Below are 16,703 nucleotides of genomic sequence, written 5' to 3'. Positions count from 1 at the left end.
GTGTCCGGTTTCGGCAACCTTCGTCCAACTTATGGACGGTCGCGGGGCTCGCCGTAACTGTGTTCGGCATGAGAATCCGCAGAGGGAGCACCTCCACGGTGCGGGTGCTGGGCCGTATCTCGCTGGCCGTGTCGGCGGCGGCGTCGGTGGCCGTGCTGCCGACGTCGCCCGCTTCCGCGACGACGTCCGGCGGGATCGGTGATTGCCCCATCGCCTCGTTGTGCGGCTGGTCGCAACCCGGTTTCCAGGGACAGATGGTGACCTTCCGCGCGGGCGGCGGATGCCAGGAGTCGCCGATTCCGCTCCGCTCGGTCGCCAACACCCACAGAAGCGCCATCGATGTCGTCATGACCGTGTACTCGGGCGAGGAATGCTCGGGCAAGGACCTCGGCACGGTGGGACGCGAAAGAAGCCTGTCGACCCTGCCCTCCGCAGGCTTCAGCGTGTCATCGGCGTGGTGAGCCGTAACCCATCAATGAGGCGGACGGCATGGCGCGGCGAACCCTGATCGGCGCCTGCTGCCTGGCGCTCATCACATTGACTTGCGGATGCTCGGATTCGGACGGAACGGCGTCACCGAAGAGTCCGACCTCTCCCTCGGAATCCGCGCCGGGGAAAGCGAAACCGGCCGCCACCGACCTGAACGTCTGGGCCATCAAGTTCTGCTTGGCCGTGCGCTCACTCGGCAACGTCTACATCATCGACCCGCCCATCGACCCGGACGCGGCCGACGAAGCGAAACTGCGCAAGCTCTTCGGGACGTCCCGCGACGCACTCGACATCGCGACGAAGACCGCCGCGCAGATCGGCCCCACCGGTGTCTCCGAGGCCGACCGCCTGACCGACCAGCTACGCCGGAGCCTGAACACCACCGGCCCACGCCTGACCGCCGAACTCGACGCGGGCAGCAAAGCCGAAGGCGCAAAGCCGAGCGCCAGCGTGGGCAAGGCGAACAAGCTCCTTGGCACCATCCACCCGAACTCCAACGACCTCTTCGAGGCTGCCCAGACACAAACCGAGATCGGCTCAGTAATCAAAACCACAATGGGCTGCCCCACCCAGATAATCCCGCTCCCCACCGACTGACCTGCGCACAAGCCGTCCGACGGTGCGGCGGTCAATCACTGATGCGGGCGAATTCCCAGGGGTCGTGCGCACTGAAAACGGTGACCTGATCCCCATGGTCACGGCGAAGGGCGCGCAGCCGATCCCGGGTGTTCACCCGCGCCTCGACGTCGGTCTGCGCCCCGTCCTGAACCAGGTCAAGAATGGGATGAGACAAGGGCGGAGTCTCCTCGATCTCACCGTGGTACATATAAGCGTCGCCTGCATGCAGCAACCACCGCCCAACACCGTCACGCACGGCGACACCCGAATGCCCCGCCGAATGCCCCGGCAACGGCACCAGCACCAACTCGCATTCCATCCCCTGCGGCCGCGCGACCCCTTGAATACCAAACCAACTCTCACGCTCGTCAGCAGAAACAGGCGTCAACAACGGACCATGCGCCCGATGCGCCGCCATGAACCGCTCAAGACTCTCCCGATGGTGCGGGGCCGCCGAATCAGTCACGGCCCTGTACTCAACATCCCCCACATGCACCTTCGCGCCCGGAAAATCCGGCAGCCCCCCGGTATGGTCGCGGTGCAGATGGGTGAGCACGATGTGCCGAACGTCCTGCGGCGCGTAGCCGAGGCCGATGACCTGCTGGAACGCGCTCACCGCCACGTCCCGCCCAGGCTCGGCGAAGGCCACCCACTCCGCACCCAACCTCTCCTCAGGATCGCGCAGGTCAGCCATACCAAGGCCCGTATCGACCAGAACCAGCCCATCCGAATCCGTCTCGATGAGCAAGCAGTGACACACGGCGGCCAGCTCACCACCCCCACCGACCGGGGGTATCTTACGAAGAGAAGCACAGTTCAGATGATGAATACGCACGAGGGCCTCCGGATAAGAAGCGGGCGGACTGTTCACCGAAAACCCTAGAAAGAGCTCCCGTGACTCACCAAACGGTTGGACACGAACGCGGCCCGCTAGCGGACTGCCCCGACAGCGCCCTAGTCCCGCCCGACCGCGCCCCCCACTGCCCCATAGACATCACCCTCGCCGCCCTGGCCGGCCGCTGGACCCCCCTCGTCCTCCGCGAGTTCCTGCGCCGCGGCGAAGCAACATACTCAGAACTGTCCGCCGCCCTCCCCACCCTCTCGGACAAGGTCCTCTCCGACCGCCTGACCCAGCTGACCAACGCAGGCGTGATCGAACGCCACCGCACCCCCGGCTGGCCCCCACGCGTCCGCTACACCCTCACCCCCCACGGTCAAGCCCTCGAACCGGTAATGCAAACCATGTGGACCTGGGGCACCAGAACCAACAACCCCATCCCCCAGGCACCGCCCCCCGACAAACCCCAGTGATCCCCGCACCCCGTCGCACCTGACCAGAGCCTCACCCCACCCGATGCCGCCCCCCAGCCACCCCGCATGAATGCCCCCTCCACGTCACAGCAACAATCCCAGTAGGACGCTGAGGAAATTCGCGCCAAATGACACGGCCATGCGTCTCGGTTGGTGGCGCACCCTTCCAGGGGCGATGAGGTCCCGACCACTACTACAGCCCCACCGATCACGGCGCCGTGTTACGAACCCTCGCAGGGGCAATGAGGACACGAGGTAGGCCGCATGCCTCGCGCGCTGCTCGCGTTGCGAACCCTCGCAGGGGTGCTGAGGACGTGGGCAGCCGTGCGCCGCGCGGGTAGTAGCCGGTGGGTTGCGAACCCTCGCAGGGGTGACGAGGACACGACGAGGAGATGGTTATTGGGCCGGTAGAGCGGTTGCGAACCCTCGCAGGGGTGATGAGGACGCCCCACGGTAAAGCTGCATGTGCGCGAAGGGAAGAGGGGACCGCTTGGAGCGGATTTTTCAGCGAGCCACCGGTCGTGCTGTTGAGCCCGGCGTGTCGCTGAAGAACGTCGCCTACCTCCACGCCCCCCAAGAACCCGGCAAGCAGTCCAGCTGACCCCAGGCCATGGCTCCTGCACACCTCCTGCGTGGCGACGGGACCTCAGGTTGAGGGTTGAAGCTAGCGGAACGCGGCGGTGCGGGGTCTGTGTGACCGAGAAGCCCAGGGCTCGCAGCTGCTCATGAAGAGCACTGAGGCCAGCGGTTGCCCAGTACGGTCCGCCTAGGACAGCCAGTCGGCGTCGGGGTTGGTCGCGCGTTCCCGTTGGCGCAGTCGGGGGTCAGCCCAAGGGACGTCGCGGAGACAGTGTTGTGCCGGATGCAGTACGGCACACGTCCCGACCCCCATCCCAAGATGTAGGAGGAAGCGCCACTCGCGTTCGGCAGACGAGAACGGAGCCCTGACGTGGACGGCAGGAGTGCAGCCCACCGCCTGCGCCGAGGCGGCATGGTGGCGTGGGAGAGATATCGCGCCTGGGTTACCACCGCGAACGTCACCGAGGCCGACTTGACCAAAGAGGTGGTCGATGACCTGGTGGAACAGGCGTCGTCCACGCCACCCGACCCTGATCATCCGGTCGAGCTGACCCCGACCGGGCACCAGATAGAAGCGGCCCGCACGCGGAAGCAGTGGACACGGGCCGTGGGCAGCGGCCTGGCGGCATTCGTCGTGGTAGGCAGCATCGCGCAACTCGCCGTGGACGCCCCGCTCCTCTTGGCGGCCGCAATACTAGGCACCGCCGGATGGCTATGGCACCTGGGGCGCGACGAACCCAAGTAGTGCGATTAGGCCCGCTGACGTGCGGTGCCCTCCGATGGCAAAGCCACCCGTTCTGCCCCCTCTCAAGACGATGAGGACACGCTGCGGAGACGATCCTTGTCCAGGCACTCCGGTTGCAAACCCTCTCAGGGGCGATGAGCACGTGCCCAGATGGCGTAGGGGTCGTCGAACAGCAGGATGTTGCGAACCCTCGCAGGGGTGATGAGCCCAGAGTAGAGCGCAGGTGCGTGAAGGTAAGAGAAGGTCGCCCGGAGCGGATTTTTCAGCGAGCCGCCGGTCGTGCTGTCGAGCCTGGCGTGTCGCTGAAGAAGGTCGCCTACCTCCACACCGCCCTACGAACCAAGCGAACAGCCCAACTGGCACCGGCCTCTGGCTCGTGCACGCCTCCACACCCCCGCTGCTCGCACGGTCCCCGCCGACCACCGCGACAATCCACCACGGGCAACGTCGCATGCCGCCATCTATTGCGAGCCCCCGGTTGCGAGGAGGGCACCCGCAATGGAGTCGCCGTCCAGGCGCCAAAGCGATACGGAGCCCTTATCACACCAGTCCGGGCCGGGCCGATCTGCACGCTCGATGGTGGCCTGCCCTATGTCGTGGACAAGTGGGACAGCACGGGAAAGGTGTCCTTCACGACCAGTTGGAGTTGCGACCCGGCCGCGGCGGTCGCCACTCAGCAAAGGAACCCAGGCGGCGGTTACAGCGCCGTGAAAGTGGGGCTGACCAGAAGGGGCCGACTTCGGTGAGACGACCTCGTCCTGTCCCTGCTTCGAGATCAGTTTGGCGCCCTGGCGCGGGGCGCGTACCACCGCCTCGGATCATCACCCCTTGGGGGCCAGACGTCGGCCCCTAGGTCCTGTCCGGTGGATCTGGGTGTTTGGCTGAGGCTGATTTGTGTCCTGGGTTGTGATGGTGGGCATGGTGCGTCGTCATGAGCTCACCGATGCCGCTTGGCGCGGATCGAGCCGTTGTTGCCCGTCCAGGCTGCTCGGGGTGGCCGGTGGTTGGATCACCGGACGGTGCTGAACGGGATCTTGTGGAAGTTGGCGACCGGTGCGCCGTGGCGGGACCTGCCCGAGCGGTACGGCAACTGGAAGACCGACTATGAGCGGTATCGGCGGTGGGCAGCCGATGGCACCTTCGATGCGGTCTTGAGCCACGTGCAGGTGCATGACGATGCGGTCGGCGGTATCGACTGGACGGTCAGTGTCGATTCCACCATCCTGCGCGCCCACCAGCACGCCGCCGGGGGCCGCAAAAAGGGGAACCGGGCGGGACGAACAGGGCAGCGGCAGCCGGGCAGGCACTGGGGCGCTCCCGGGGAGGGCTGTCCACCAAGGTCCACCCGAGCGTGGACGGACGCGGCCTGCCGCTGTCGATCGTGCTCACACCCGGGAACGTCAACGACTGCACCGCCTTCACCCAGGTCCTGGCGGCGATCGCCGTGCCGCGGCCTGGTCGGGGTCGCCCCCGCCGCCGGCCCGACCGGGTGATCGCCGACAAGGCCTACAGCTCGGCCGCGATCCGCCGGTCACTGCGCGCACGAGGGATCGCCGCGACCATCCCCGAACGCGTCGACCAGCAGGCCGGACGCCTGCGCCGCGGCTCACACGGCGGACGCCCACCGGTCTTCGACCCAGCCCTCTCCAACCGCCGCAACGTGGTCGAACGCTGCATCGGACGCCTCAAGCAATGGCGCGGCATCGCCACCCGCTACGACACACTCGCCCGCAACTACCGCGCAGCGATCGTCCTGGTCACAGCACTGCTCTGGATCAACACATGATCCACCGGACACGCCCTAGGGGTTACTGGGGAGCATTACCGGGGAGGCGCGGCTCGGCGGCCCCGGTCGTCGCGGCGGCGGGCGGCGAGTTCCCGGAATACATTGGCGACGGCGGGGCATATCGGCGCCGGGAGGTAAGACGCATGGTTCCGCTGCTACTGGTTCTGCTGCTCATTCTCATCCTGTTCGGCGCCGGTTTCGCGCTGAAAATCCTCTGGTGGCTCGCGATCGCGGTTCTCTTGATCTGGCTGATCGGCTTTGTCGTTCGCCCCTCCGGCACCGGTGGGCGACGCGGCCGCTGGTACCGATGGTGACCACCTGATACACCCTCCACAAATGGACCCGAACCCCGATGCGAGAGGCACGCCGCCAACGGCGTTCCTCTGCCTCTGTTCCTTGAGGATTACTCGCCCATCTGAGACGAAGGACATCAGCGACGCGGCGTACTCTGGCTTCTCAACGGTGCAGAGCCAGGCATTCAAGGACCTCCTGGCACGTCCCCTCAAATGCCCGGGAACTCACAAAAATACTCAGCCAGTCCGTCGGCCGGGCGGAGGCGGCGGAGAAAGTCGGGTGCAGAGTTGGGACCCGGTCCAGCCCCACGGCGCAGAGGACGCGCCGGATACGGTCCGGAACGGTGGTGAGGCCCAGCGCGGCGTGGGTGAGGTCGCGCGCGGCGATGAAGGGATCCCGCTGGAGCCGCAGAGGGTCACCCCGCCCAGATCGAGGATGAGCTGCTGATCTGGCCTCACGCGGCGGACGGTCGGCTGAACCGACGTCCAGGTGACAGGACGGGCCCGGTCCCGGTGACGCTGAGGGGGTTCACCGGACCGCCCCGGCCGCCTGACCGCTCGGGACCGAGAGGGCGAGGATGGCGGTGTCGTCATCCAGACCGTCCCCGAAGCCGGCGAGCAGTTCGATCGCGGCCGCGACGAACTCGGCCGCGGTGGTGGGCGCGAGGCTCGCGGCGAAGTCCAGCAGGGCCTGGTCTCCATAGCGGCCCTCGGAGGCATCGCCGGAATCACCGCCGGCGATGATCTGGGCTTCGGTCAGGCCGTCGGTGTACAGGACCAGGGTGTCGCCGGGCCGCAGGGCGATCGTGGTCGCGGTGAACGGCGCATCGTCCATGATCCCGACCAGCATTCCGTCCGGGCTGTACTGGTATCGGGCGCTACCGTCGCCACCGATCAGCAGTGCGGCGGGATGCCCGCCGCTGGCGAGCGTCGCGGTGAAGCCGTCACCGCGACGTTCCAGGACCCCGTAGATGACGGTGCAGAAGCGCGGACCATCCCCGTGGTACTGGGCGTGGACGGCGGCGTTGAGGGTGCTCAGAACGTCGCGAGGGTCGGTGTCATACTGCGCGGCGGCGCGAAGGGTGTAGCGGATGAGGGAGGTCGCCGTGGCGGCTCCGGCCCCTTTGCCGCACACATCACCCAGGAAGAACCCCCACCGGCCCCCGGGCAGTGGGAACAGGTCGTAGAAGTCGCCGCCGACCTGGTCGATCGAGGCGATGTGGTAGTGCGCGGCCACGTCCAGGCCGGGGACGACCGGCAGTGCGGGCGGCAGCAGCGTCCGTTGCAGGGTGGCGACCAGTTGGTGAAGCCGCCGACGCTCCAGGTCCGTCTCGGCGCGTGCCTGCTCGGCTTCGCGCCGGGCCCGCAGCAGCTCCTGCTCGTAGGCGCGGCGGTCCCGGGCGTCGAAGACGGTCGTGCGGATCAACTGCGGTTCACCGTCGTGGCCGGTCTTGACCGTGGAGGTGACCATGACCGGGAGCCGGGTACCGTCGGCGGCCCTCAACTCCAGCGCGATGCCGCCGATCTCGCCCTGCATGCGCAGCAGCGGCGCGAAATGGGTCTCATGGTAGAGGCGGCCGCCGACGGTGAGCAGGTCGGCGAAGCTCCGGCGCCCGACCAGGTCCTCGCGCCGGTAGCCCAGCCAGTCCAGCAGGGTGCGGTTGATCTTGGCGATCCGGCCGTCCGGCAGGGTCGACAGGTAGCCGCAGGGCGCGTTCTCGTAAAGGTCCTCGGCGCTGTCCTCCAGCAGCGAGGAGATCCTCGCGTGCTCTGAGTCGGCGGGTTCGCCGCCGCGCCGGGGCCGGTCCATCACCGCGGTCTGCCGGCAAAGTCCGCGATGGCGTGGGCGGTGGCCGCCGGCGCGCTCAACTGGGGACAGTGGCCGGTAGCCGGCAGAGTGACCTGGGCGCTGCCGGGGATCTGCGCGGTGACGTACCGGCCGACCTCAGGCGGCGCGATGGCATCCTGGACGCAGTCCACCACCAGGGTCGGCACGGTGACGCCCGGCAGATCCGCCCGGTGATCGGACAGGAACGTCGCCCGGGCGAAGGATCGGGCGATGACCGGGTCGGTCCGGCAGAAGCTGTTGGTCAGTTCCTCGCCCAACTCCGGACGCTCGGGATTCCCCATGATCACCGGAGCCATCGCCGCCGACCACCCCAGATAGTTGCTGTCCAGCGAGTCCAGCAGCTCGGCGATGTCGTCCCGGCTGAACCCGCCCCGGTAGTCGCCGTCATCGATGTAGCACGGGGAGGGCACCAGCAGCACCAGCCCGGCGAACCGCTCCGGTTCGCGGAGCGCGGCCAGCACACCGATCATGGATGCCACCGAGTGCCCTACGAACGTCACCTCGGTCAGTTCCAACTCCTGGCAGATCTCCAGCACGTCCCCGGCGTATCCGTCCAGGCCCTCGTACCGGTCGCGATCCCACGCCGACAGATCCGAACGCCCCGCGCCCACGTGATCGAACAGCACCACCCGGAACCGCTCGGCCAGTTCGGGGACCACCAGCCGCCATAGGTTCTGATCGCACCCGAACCCGTGCGCGAGCATCACCACCGGACCATCCTCATGCCCGGTGACCGTGATGTTGTTGCGGCGCACCACCTCCAGCCCCATATCACCCATACTCGCACCCCCGCCCCCCACCACCGACACCCGGACCAGGAGACGGTCCCCGATCCGGGCGTCGCCCTACGCGTCCGGCGGTGATCGGCCGCCGGGAGCTCAGGGGACCAGGGGGTTGTCACATCCCGTCGGCGATCTACCGCCCGCTCTGCCAGGGTTGGGGGATGTCGCCGATTCTTCCCAGTCCGCTCCCCTCCGTCCTGATCGAGAACGCCGTCGAGGTCTGGGGGGACGACGGACGCCGCTGGCTGGGGCGGCTGCCCGCGCTGGTCTCGGAGATCGCCCGCGAGTGGCGGCTGGAGGTCGAGACCGCCGGGTACGAGTTGAGCTACCACTGGGTCGCGCCCGTCCGGCGGGAGGACGGGACGAAGGCGGTCCTGAAGCTCGGCCCGCCCGGACCGGGCCATCTGGCCGTCGAGGCGGCGGCCCTGGAGACCTACGGCGGCGAGGGCGCGGTCAGGCTGCTGGAACACGATCCCGCCAGGGGCGCGCTGCTGTTGGAACGTGCCGAGCCGGGGGTGACGCTGAGCGAGCTCGTCCCCGGGAAGGACGAGGAGGCCACCGCCGTGTTCGTCGACGTGGCGCGGCGGCTCCGGCACGCGCCGCCCCCCGGATGCGTCCTCCCGGACCTGGAGAAGGAGAGCGCGTCGTTCTCCGGCCACCTGCGCCGTTTCCCGGGCGACGATCCGCTCCCCCGCCACCTGGTCGAGCGGGCCGGACGGCTGTTCGACGAGCTGTGCGCGAGCGCGCCCGAGCGGCTCGTCCTGCACGGGGACCTGCACCACGACAACATCCTGAGCGCGGAGCGCGAGCCGTGGCTGGCGATCGACCCGCACGGCGTCGTGGGCGACCCCGGTTTCGAGGCGGGCGCGCTGTTCTACAACCCCGACCCCGACGACCGGGACGAGAGGCTGGTCGACCTGGTGCCCGCGCGGATCGAGCAGGTCGCCGACGGGCTCGCCATGCCGGTGGAGCGGGTCGTCGCGTGGGCCTTCGTGATGGCCGTCCTGTCGGAGGTGTGGAGGGCGCAGGGCGACGGGACGCTGGGCAGCCGCGCGCTGGACGTCGCCCTCAGTCTGGTGAACCGGCTGCCATGACGGGCCGCCCCGAGGCACGTCCGATAGCCAGCTAATTGCCACGAAAGGCGACTTTTCTGTCGCGCCCTTTCGGCCTCGGAAACCCGCGGAAACGCACGGCGGTTCAATAACTCCATACCTTGATCAGAGTTTTTCTGGTGCCGCACCGGCGAATCCCCTAGTGGTGACCACTGAATCACCCTGGAGCGCGCGGGAGCACGAGCGCGGTCTCGACGGGCTCGCGCGACGGGAGAACTTCCCGGTCGCGACCCGGCTGCTGCCGAGGCGGCACCGCGCCCACCTGCGCGCGGTCTACGGTTTCGCCCGCCTGGTCGACGACATCGGCGACGAGGCGCCGGGCGCGTGGCGGGCGGCGCTGCTCGATTCGGTGGACGCGGACCTGGACCTCCTCTACAAAGGGCGGGCTCCGGTTCTTCCGCAGTTAAGGCGACTGGCGGATACCGTCCACGCGCGGAGAATTCCGGCGGAGCCTTTCCGGCGGCTGGTCCAGGCGAACCGCCAGGACCAGGTCGTGACCCGGTACGCCTCGTTCGACGAACTGGTGCGGTACTGCGTGCTGTCGGCCAATCCGGTGGGACGGATCGTGCTGCACGTGTTCGGCGCCCAGGGGCGGGGGCTGGAGGAGGCGTCCGACCGGGTCTGCACCGCGTTGCAGGTGATCGAGCACTGCCAGGACGTCGGCGAGGACTTCAGAGCCGGGCGGATCTACCTGCCCGGCGAGGACCTGCGGCGGTTCGGCTGCGCCGAGGACGACCTGTCCCGGGCGGTGACGCCGACGCGGCTGCGCGGGGTGCTGGCGCTGGAGGCCGGCCGGGCGCGGGACCTGCTCGACCGCGGGTCCGCGCCGCTCATGGCGGGGCTGCGCGGGTGGGCCCGGGTCGCGGTGGCGGGCTATGTCGCCGGGGGGCGCGCGGCGCTGGCCGCCCTCGTGCGCGGCCGCTACGACGTGCTGGCGCGGACGCCGCGCCCGCGCGCGCCCGTGCTCCTCGCCAACTGGGTTTCCACTCTCGGAGAGGGTGAGCGATGACGGTTTCGGAGACGTGCGAGCGGCCCGAGTGGGTCGTGGAGGCGTATCGGCACTGCGAGCGGGTGGTCCGGGAGGAGGCCCGCAACTTCGGCTACGGGATCCGGTTGATGCCGACCCCGAAGCGCCGCGCGATGAGCGCGATCTACGCGTTCGCGCGGGGCGTGGACGACATCGGGGACGGCCCGGAGCCCGCGTGCGTCCGGATGGATCTGCTGGACCGGGCGCGCGGCCGGCTCGAAACGGTCCAGGAGGTGCTCTGGCGGCGGGCCGACTCGCGGGCGCTGGAGGGGCACCCGGTGCTGACGGCCCTGGCGGACGCGGCGGGCCGGTACCCGATCCCGCTGGACGCGTTCGCGGAGCTGATCGACGGCTGCGAGAGCGACGTGCGCGGCGCCGCGTACGAGACGTTCGACGACCTGCTGCGGTACTGCCAGCAGGTCGCGGGGACGGTGGGGCGGCTGTCGCTGGGCGTGTTCGGGTACGACGGGCGGCAGCGCGCGGAGGGGCTGGCGGACTCGCTCGGGGTCGCGTTCCAGCTCACGAACATCCTGCGGGACGTGCGGGAGGACCGGCTGGCGGGCCGGGTGTACCTGCCCCTCGAGGACCTCGACCGGTTCGGGTGCACGCTGGAGCTGGACGGGTCGGGCGAGTTCGTCGACCCGGCGTCCCGGCTGCACGACCTCGTGGCGTTCCAGGCGGAGCGGGCGCGGGCCTGGTACGCCGAGGGCCTCCGGCTGCTGCCGCTGCTGGACCGGCGCTCGGCGGCGTGCACGGCGGCGATGGCGGGCATCTACCGGCGGCTGCTGGAGCGCATCGCGGCGAGCCCGGCGGTCGCGCTGAACTCGCGGGTGTCGCTGCCGACCTGGCAGAAGGCCGTCGTGGCCGCCCGCGCGCTGACCGGGGTGGAGAAGTGAGCGTCGTCGTCGTCGGCGGCGGCCTCGCGGGGATCAGCGCGGCGCTGGCGCTCCAGGAGTCGGGGATGGACGTCACGCTGGTGGAGGCGCGCCCCTGGCTGGGCGGCGCCACGCACTCGTTCGGGCGCGGGGAGCTGAGCGTCGACAACGGCCAGCATGTCGCGCTGCGCTGCTGCACCGCCTACCAGGGGCTGCTGCGGCGCCTGCGCACCGACCACCTCATGAACATCCAAGCCCGGTTCGACGTGACGGTGCTGCGGCCCGGCGAGGCGCCCGCGCGGCTGAGGCGGGCGCCGCTGCCGAGCCCGCTGCACCTGCTGCCCGCCCTGGCCCGGTACGCGCCGCTGTCCCCGGCCGAACGGCTGAGGGCGGTGTGGGCGGCGGCGAAGATCCAGAGCCTCGACCCCGGCGACCCCGTCCTGGACGGGGTGGCGGCGGGCTCGTGGCTGGCGGAACGGGGCCAGCGGCCGTGGGCGCGCGAGGCGCTGTGGGGGCTGTTCGTCACGGCGGCACTGAACGCCGAGGTGGACGAAGCGGCGCTCGGCCTGTCGGCGATGGTGTGCCGCCGGGCGCTGTTCGGGCGGGCGGACGCGGCCGACATCGGCGTCCCGTCCGTCCCGCTGGCGGAGCTGCACGGCGCTCCCGCGCTCGCGCGGATCGAGGAGGCGGGCGGCACCGTCCTGCTGAAGGCGAAGGTGGAGGCGGTCACCGCCGACCCGAAGGTGATCGTGGACGGGGCGCCGGTCGCGGCGGACGCGGTGGTCATGGCCGTCCCGCACGACGTGGCGGCGCGGCTGCTGCCCGCCGAGGCGCTGCCCGTCCCGCTGCGCTGGCCGGAGCTGGGCGCGAGCCCGATCGTCAACGTGCACGTCGTCTACGACCGGCCGGTGCTGGGGCTGCCTTTCGTGGCGGCGGTCGGCTCGCCCGTCCAGTGGGTGTTCGACCGGACGGAGGTGAGCGGCCTGCGCGGCGACGGGCAGTACCTGGCCGTGTCGCTGTCGGCGGCCGACCGCTGGATCGACGTCCCGACGGCACAGCTGCGGGAGAGGTTCACGCGTGAGCTGCGGCGGCTGCTGCCCGCGGCGCGGCACGCGTCCGTCGGCGACTTCTTCGTCACGCGGGAGCGGCGCGCGACGTTCCGCCAGCGTCCCGGCAGCGGCGCGGCGCGTCCCGGCGCGGCGACGCGGGCGCCGGGGCTGTTCCTCGCCGGCGCGTGGACCGACACGGGCTGGCCAGACACGATGGAGGGAGCAGTGCGCAGCGGCCTGACCGCCGCACGCCTGGTCCGCCGCCACCTGGAGGGGGTGAGGGGCCGGTGACGACCGTTCCGGTCTCGATGACCGATGTCCGCGAGCTGGTCGACGGGGCGCTGCGCGCCGCGGTCGGGCGGCTCGACCCGCACACCTACCGGGTGGCGGCCTACCATCTCGGCTGGGCCGACGCGGAGGGGCGGCCGCGCAAGGAGCCCGCCGGGAAGGCGCTGCGTCCCGCGCTGGCCCTGTTGTCGGCCCGCGCGGCCGGCGCGCCGCCGGAGAGCGCGCTGCCGGGCGCGGTCGCGGTCGAGTTGACGCACGCGTTCTCGCTCCTGCACGACGACATCATGGACGGCGACCGGACGCGGCGGCACCGTCCGGCGGCGTGGGCCGTCTACGGCGAGCCCGCCGCGATCCTGGCCGGCGACGCGCTGCTCGCGCTCGCCGGGGAGGTGCTGCTGGAGGCGCCGGGGCAGGGGTCGGCGCGGGCCGCGCGGTCGCTGGCCGTCGCCACCCGCCACCTCATCGCGGGCCAGTCCCTCGACCTGAGCTTCGAGACCCGCCACAAGATCACGTTGGAGGAGTGCCAGGCGATGGCGGCCGGGAAGACCGCCGCGCTGCTGGCCTGCTCGTGCTCGATCGGCGCCGTGCTCGACGGGGCGCCCGAGCGCCTCGCGACCGCGCTGGAGGGGTTCGGCGCCGACCTCGGCGTCGCGTTCCAGCTCGTCGACGACCTGCTCGGCATCTGGGGCGACCCGGCGGCGACCGGCAAGCCCGCGCTGTCGGACCTGCGGTCCCGCAAGATGTCGCTGCCGGTGGTGGCGGCGCTGAACTCCGGCACGGCCGCGTCCGCGGAGCTGGCCGAGCTGTACGCACGCCCGGAACCGCCGGGCGAGGACGAGCTGGCCGAGGCGGCGCGGCTCGTCGACCTCGCGGGCGGGCGGGCGTGGGCGCGGGCCGAGGCCGCACGCCGGGTGGAACGTGCCGGGGAGCAGCTCACCGGCGCGGGAGTGCCCACCCCCGTCCGCACCGAGTTCCTGCGCGTCGCCGACTTCGTCACCCACCGGGACCACTGATGACCACGACAGCCGAACCCGCGGCGCCGTCCACCAGGGAGGCGGCGCGGAAGGCGCTGGACGCGGCGCGCGAGCACCTGCTCGGCCTCCAGTCCCCCGAGGGCTGGTGGAAGGGCGAGCTCCAGACGAACGTGACCATGGACGCCGAGGACCTGCTGCTGCGCGAGTTCCTCGGCGTCCGCGACGAGGACGAGACGCGGGAGGCGGCCCGCTGGATCCGCTCCCAGCAGCGCGAAGACGGCACGTGGGCGAACTTCTTCGGCGGCCCGCCCGACCTGTCCACGACAGTCGAGGCGTACGTCGCGCTGCGGCTCGCCGGGGACCCGCCGGACGCCGGCCACATGCGCCGCGCCGCCGCCTACGTGCGCGACGCGGGCGGCCTCCCGGCGACGCGCGTGTTCACCCGCTTCTGGCTGGCGCTGTTCGGGCGCTGGCCGTGGGACGCGCTGCCCGTCGTGCCGCCGGAGATGATCTACCTGCCGTCGTGGTTCCCGCTGAACGTCTACGACTTCGGGTGCTGGGCGCGGCAGACGATCGTGCCGCTGACCGTGGTGGCGGCGCTGCGTCCCGTCCGGCCGCTGCCGTTCGGCATCGCCGAGCTGCACGGGCAGGCCGTGCCGCGGCGGCGGGAGGGGGGATGGGAGGAGGCGCTCCACGCGCTCGACCGGGCGCTGCGCGTCTACCAGCGGCGCCCGCTGAAGGCGGTGCGGCGGGCCGCGCTGCGCCGCGCCGGTGAGTGGATCATCGCGCGGCAGGAGCCGGACGGGTCGTGGGGCGGCATCCAGCCGCCGTGGGTGTACTCGCTGATCGCGCTGAACCTGCTCGGCCACGACGTCGACCACCCGGTCATGCAGCGTGGCCTGCACGGCCTGGAGCGCTTCACGATCCGGGACGGATCGGGGCGGCGCATGGAGGCGTGCCAGTCCCCCGTCTGGGACACCGTGCTCGCGATGACCGCGCTCGCCGACGCGGGCCTGCCCCCCGGGCACCCGGCGCTGGAGCGGGCCGCCGACTGGGTGCTCGGCGAGGAGGTGAAGGGCCCCGGCGACTGGCAGGTGCGCCGCCCGGGGCTGCCGCCCGGGGGCTGGTCGTTCGAGTTCGACAACGACTACTACCCCGACGTCGACGACACCGCCGAGGTCGTGCTGGCGCTCGGCCGCGTCGCGCACCCGGGCGCGGGCCCGGCGATCGAGCGGGGCCTGCGCTGGATGGCCGGGATGGTCTCGCGCGACGGCGGGTTCGCCGCGTTCGACGCCGACAACACCCGCGAGCTGTGCCGCAGGCTCCCGTTCTGCGACTTCGGCGAGGTGATCGACCCGCCGTCCGCCGACGTCACCGCGCACGTCGTGGAGGCGCTGTGCGCGCAGGGCATGGGCGACTCGCTGCTGTGCAAGCGCGCGGTGGAGTGGCTGCTGAAGGCGCAGGAGCAGGACGGCTCCTGGTTCGGACGCTGGGGCGCCAACCACGTCTACGGGACCGGCGGCGTCGTGCCCGCGCTGGTCGCGGCGGGCGTCCGGCCCGACCGGCCGGAGATCCGGCGGGCGGTGGCCTGGCTGGAGCGGCACCAGCGCGACGACGGCGGCTGGGGCGAGGACCTGCGCTCCTACCGCGACCCGGCGTGGATCGGACGCGGCGCGTCCACCGCGTCCCAGACCGCGTGGGCGCTGCTGGCGCTGCTGGCCGCCGGTGAGCGCGGCCCGGCGGTGGAGCGCGGCGTCGGCTGGCTGACCGAGCGGCAGCGCCCCGACGGGACCTGGGACGAGGAGCACTTCACCGGCACCGGGTTCCCCGGCTACTTCTACATCAACTACCACCTGTACCGGCTGGTGTTCCCGGTGAGCGCCCTCGGCCGCTACCTGAGGGAGGACGCGTCGTAAATGGGCATGCCACTACGCCAGAGCCTGCGGGTGGGCGGCTACATCCTGCGCAACCGGCTCGCCCGCCGCTCGAAGTTCCCGCTGCTGGTCGAGCTGGAGCCGCTGTACGCGTGCAACCTGGCGTGCGCGGGCTGCGGGAAGATCCAGCATCCGGCGAGCCTGCTGAAGCAGCGGATGCCGGTCGAGCAGGCGGTCGCGGCGGTGCGCGAGAGCGGCGCGCCGATGGTGTCGATCGCGGGCGGCGAGCCGCTGATGCACCCGGGGATCGGCGAGATGGTCGCCGAGCTGGTCGCGATGAAGCGGTACGTGTTCCTGTGCACGAACGCGGCGCTGATCCCGAAGAAGATCGACCAGTTCGAGCCGTCCCGGTTCTTCGCGTGGGCGGTGCACGTCGACGGGCTGCGCGAGCGGCACGACGCGTCCGTCTGCAAGGAGGGCGTGTTCGACCAGGTCGTGGAGGCAATCCGGATGTGCCGCGAGCGCGGGTTCCGGGTCACGACGAACACGACCGTGTTCAACACCGACACCCCGCAGACCGTCATCGACGTCCTCGACTACCTCAACGACGACCTGCGCGTCGACCAGATGATGATCTCGCCCGCCTACGCCTACGAGAAGGCGCCCGACCAGGAGCACTTCCTCGGCGTCCAGGAGACGCGGGAGCTGTTCCGGAAGGTGTTCGCGGACGGGCGGCGCCGCCGCTGGCGCTTCAACCACTCGCCGCTGTTCCTGGACTTCCTGGAGGGCAGGGCCGACTTCCCGTGCACGGCGTGGGCGATCCCGTCCTACTCGCTGAAGGGCTGGCAGCGTCCCTGCTACCTGATGGACGACGGCTACGCCGACACCTACGAGGAGCTCGTGAAGACGACCAACTGGGGCGCCTACGGCCGGGGACGCGACGACCGCTGCTCCAACTGCATGGCGCACTGCGGCTACGAGCCGACCGCCGTGTTCGCGACCATGGGGTCGCTGACCGAGTCGCTGCGCGCGATCCGCAGCGGCTGAGTCCG

At 70.9% G+C, this 16,703-nt stretch carries 14 protein-coding genes and 2 pseudogenes; 13 read left to right on the top strand and 3 right to left on the bottom strand.

Annotated features, from left to right (window positions below; translation table 11 throughout):
• The first annotated feature begins 98 nt into the window (after positions 1-98).
• Both K2F47_RS21725 and K2F47_RS21720 read left to right on the top strand, forming a co-directional pair.
• The gene (locus tag K2F47_RS21725; protein WP_242906601.1) at positions 99-461 is read left to right on the top strand and encodes a peptidase inhibitor family I36 protein; all 363 of its coding nucleotides are present in this window, start codon (positions 99-101) and stop codon (positions 459-461) included.
• A 28-nt stretch (positions 462-489) separates the two neighbouring features.
• Complete coding sequence (locus tag K2F47_RS21720; RefSeq protein WP_242906599.1) at positions 490-1,086, top strand: hypothetical protein; 597 nt, start codon at positions 490-492, stop codon at positions 1,084-1,086.
• A 31-nt stretch (positions 1,087-1,117) separates the two neighbouring features.
• Here K2F47_RS21720 and K2F47_RS21715 read toward each other — a convergent pair whose 3' ends face one another.
• Positions 1,118-1,855, bottom strand: coding sequence for an MBL fold metallo-hydrolase (locus K2F47_RS21715; protein ID WP_242906597.1), 738 nt, complete (start codon positions 1,853-1,855; stop codon positions 1,118-1,120).
• Between the two features lie 146 nt (positions 1,856-2,001).
• Between K2F47_RS21715 and K2F47_RS21710 the strand changes: the two are divergent.
• From K2F47_RS21710 to K2F47_RS21695, 4 genes and pseudogenes are all read left to right on the top strand, one after another.
• A pseudogene (locus K2F47_RS21710) lies at positions 2,002-2,316 on the top strand (winged helix-turn-helix transcriptional regulator); the annotation flags it as partial.
• Between the two features lie 1,051 nt (positions 2,317-3,367).
• On the top strand, positions 3,368-3,742 hold the full coding sequence (locus K2F47_RS21705; RefSeq protein ID WP_242906577.1) for a hypothetical protein: 375 nt from the start codon (positions 3,368-3,370) through the stop codon (positions 3,740-3,742).
• Between the two features lie 909 nt (positions 3,743-4,651).
• Positions 4,652-5,528 (top strand): annotated as a pseudogene (locus tag K2F47_RS21700) (IS5 family transposase).
• 143 nt (positions 5,529-5,671) lie between these two features.
• The gene (locus K2F47_RS21695) at positions 5,672-5,842 is read left to right on the top strand and encodes a hydrophobic protein (RefSeq protein ID WP_242906575.1); all 171 of its coding nucleotides are present in this window, start codon (positions 5,672-5,674) and stop codon (positions 5,840-5,842) included.
• A 508-nt stretch (positions 5,843-6,350) separates the two neighbouring features.
• Here the strand turns inward: K2F47_RS21695 and K2F47_RS21690 are convergent.
• On the bottom strand, positions 6,351-7,631 hold the full coding sequence (locus tag K2F47_RS21690; protein ID WP_242906573.1) for a PP2C family protein-serine/threonine phosphatase: 1,281 nt from the start codon (positions 7,629-7,631) through the stop codon (positions 6,351-6,353).
• The gene (locus K2F47_RS21685) at positions 7,631-8,449 is read right to left on the bottom strand and encodes an alpha/beta fold hydrolase (protein ID WP_242906571.1); all 819 of its coding nucleotides are present in this window, start codon (positions 8,447-8,449) and stop codon (positions 7,631-7,633) included. Before K2F47_RS21685 ends, K2F47_RS21690 begins: the two co-directional genes overlap by 1 nt.
• Positions 8,450-8,613: 164 nt before the next feature.
• On the opposite strand from K2F47_RS21685, the gene K2F47_RS21680 reads away from it, so the two are divergent.
• The 7 genes from K2F47_RS21680 (at position 8,614) to hpnH (ending at position 16,698) form a co-directional block, all read left to right on the top strand.
• Positions 8,614-9,546, top strand: coding sequence for an aminoglycoside phosphotransferase family protein (locus tag K2F47_RS21680; RefSeq protein WP_242906569.1), 933 nt, complete (start codon positions 8,614-8,616; stop codon positions 9,544-9,546).
• 163 nt (positions 9,547-9,709) lie between these two features.
• On the top strand, positions 9,710-10,573 hold the full coding sequence (gene hpnC / locus K2F47_RS21675; RefSeq protein WP_242906567.1) for a squalene synthase HpnC: 864 nt from the start codon (positions 9,710-9,712) through the stop codon (positions 10,571-10,573).
• Positions 10,570-11,487, top strand: coding sequence for a presqualene diphosphate synthase HpnD (hpnD, locus tag K2F47_RS21670; RefSeq protein WP_242906566.1), 918 nt, complete (start codon positions 10,570-10,572; stop codon positions 11,485-11,487). The genes hpnC and hpnD overlap by 4 nt, the downstream gene beginning before the upstream one ends.
• On the top strand, positions 11,484-12,806 hold the full coding sequence (hpnE, locus tag K2F47_RS21665; RefSeq protein ID WP_242906565.1) for a hydroxysqualene dehydroxylase HpnE: 1,323 nt from the start codon (positions 11,484-11,486) through the stop codon (positions 12,804-12,806). Before hpnD ends, hpnE begins: the two co-directional genes overlap by 4 nt.
• Positions 12,803-13,816 (top strand): polyprenyl synthetase family protein, encoded by a 1,014-nt coding sequence (locus tag K2F47_RS21660; protein WP_242906563.1) that lies wholly within the window; start codon positions 12,803-12,805, stop codon positions 13,814-13,816. The genes hpnE and K2F47_RS21660 overlap by 4 nt, the downstream gene beginning before the upstream one ends.
• Positions 13,816-15,693: a squalene--hopene cyclase gene (shc, locus tag K2F47_RS21655; protein ID WP_242906561.1), complete on the top strand. Its 1,878-nt coding sequence runs from the start codon at positions 13,816-13,818 to the stop codon at positions 15,691-15,693. The genes K2F47_RS21660 and shc overlap by 1 nt, the downstream gene beginning before the upstream one ends.
• On the top strand, positions 15,694-16,698 hold the full coding sequence (gene hpnH, locus K2F47_RS21650; RefSeq protein ID WP_242906559.1) for an adenosyl-hopene transferase HpnH: 1,005 nt from the start codon (positions 15,694-15,696) through the stop codon (positions 16,696-16,698). It abuts the gene before it with no gap.
• Positions 16,699-16,703 lie beyond the last annotated feature (5 nt).

The sequence above is a fragment of the Actinomadura terrae genome, from assembly GCF_022751215.1.
In the GTDB taxonomy this organism is placed as follows: domain Bacteria; phylum Actinomycetota; class Actinomycetes; order Streptosporangiales; family Streptosporangiaceae; genus Spirillospora; species Spirillospora terrae.
This window is presented reverse-complemented; position numbering and strand designations above follow the sequence as displayed.

What these genes read in the sequence shown, in the direction of transcription:
- K2F47_RS21720 (WP_242906599.1), top strand. Translation starts at nt 490, where the DNA reads ATGGCGCGGCGAACCCTGATCGGCGCCTGCTGCCTGGCGCTCATCACA.
- K2F47_RS21695 (WP_242906575.1), top strand. Translation starts at nt 5,672, where the DNA reads ATGGTTCCGCTGCTACTGGTTCTGCTGCTCATTCTCATCCTGTTCGGC.
- K2F47_RS21690 (WP_242906573.1), bottom strand. Translation starts at nt 7,631, where the DNA reads ATGGACCGGCCCCGGCGCGGCGGCGAACCCGCCGACTCAGAGCACGCG.
- K2F47_RS21685 (WP_242906571.1), bottom strand. Translation starts at nt 8,449, where the DNA reads ATGGGTGATATGGGGCTGGAGGTGGTGCGCCGCAACAACATCACGGTC.
- K2F47_RS21680 (WP_242906569.1), top strand. Translation starts at nt 8,614, where the DNA reads ATGTCGCCGATTCTTCCCAGTCCGCTCCCCTCCGTCCTGATCGAGAAC.
- hpnD (WP_242906566.1), top strand. Translation starts at nt 10,570, where the DNA reads ATGACGGTTTCGGAGACGTGCGAGCGGCCCGAGTGGGTCGTGGAGGCG.
- shc (WP_242906561.1), top strand. Translation starts at nt 13,816, where the DNA reads ATGACCACGACAGCCGAACCCGCGGCGCCGTCCACCAGGGAGGCGGCG.
- hpnH (WP_242906559.1), top strand. Translation starts at nt 15,694, where the DNA reads ATGGGCATGCCACTACGCCAGAGCCTGCGGGTGGGCGGCTACATCCTG.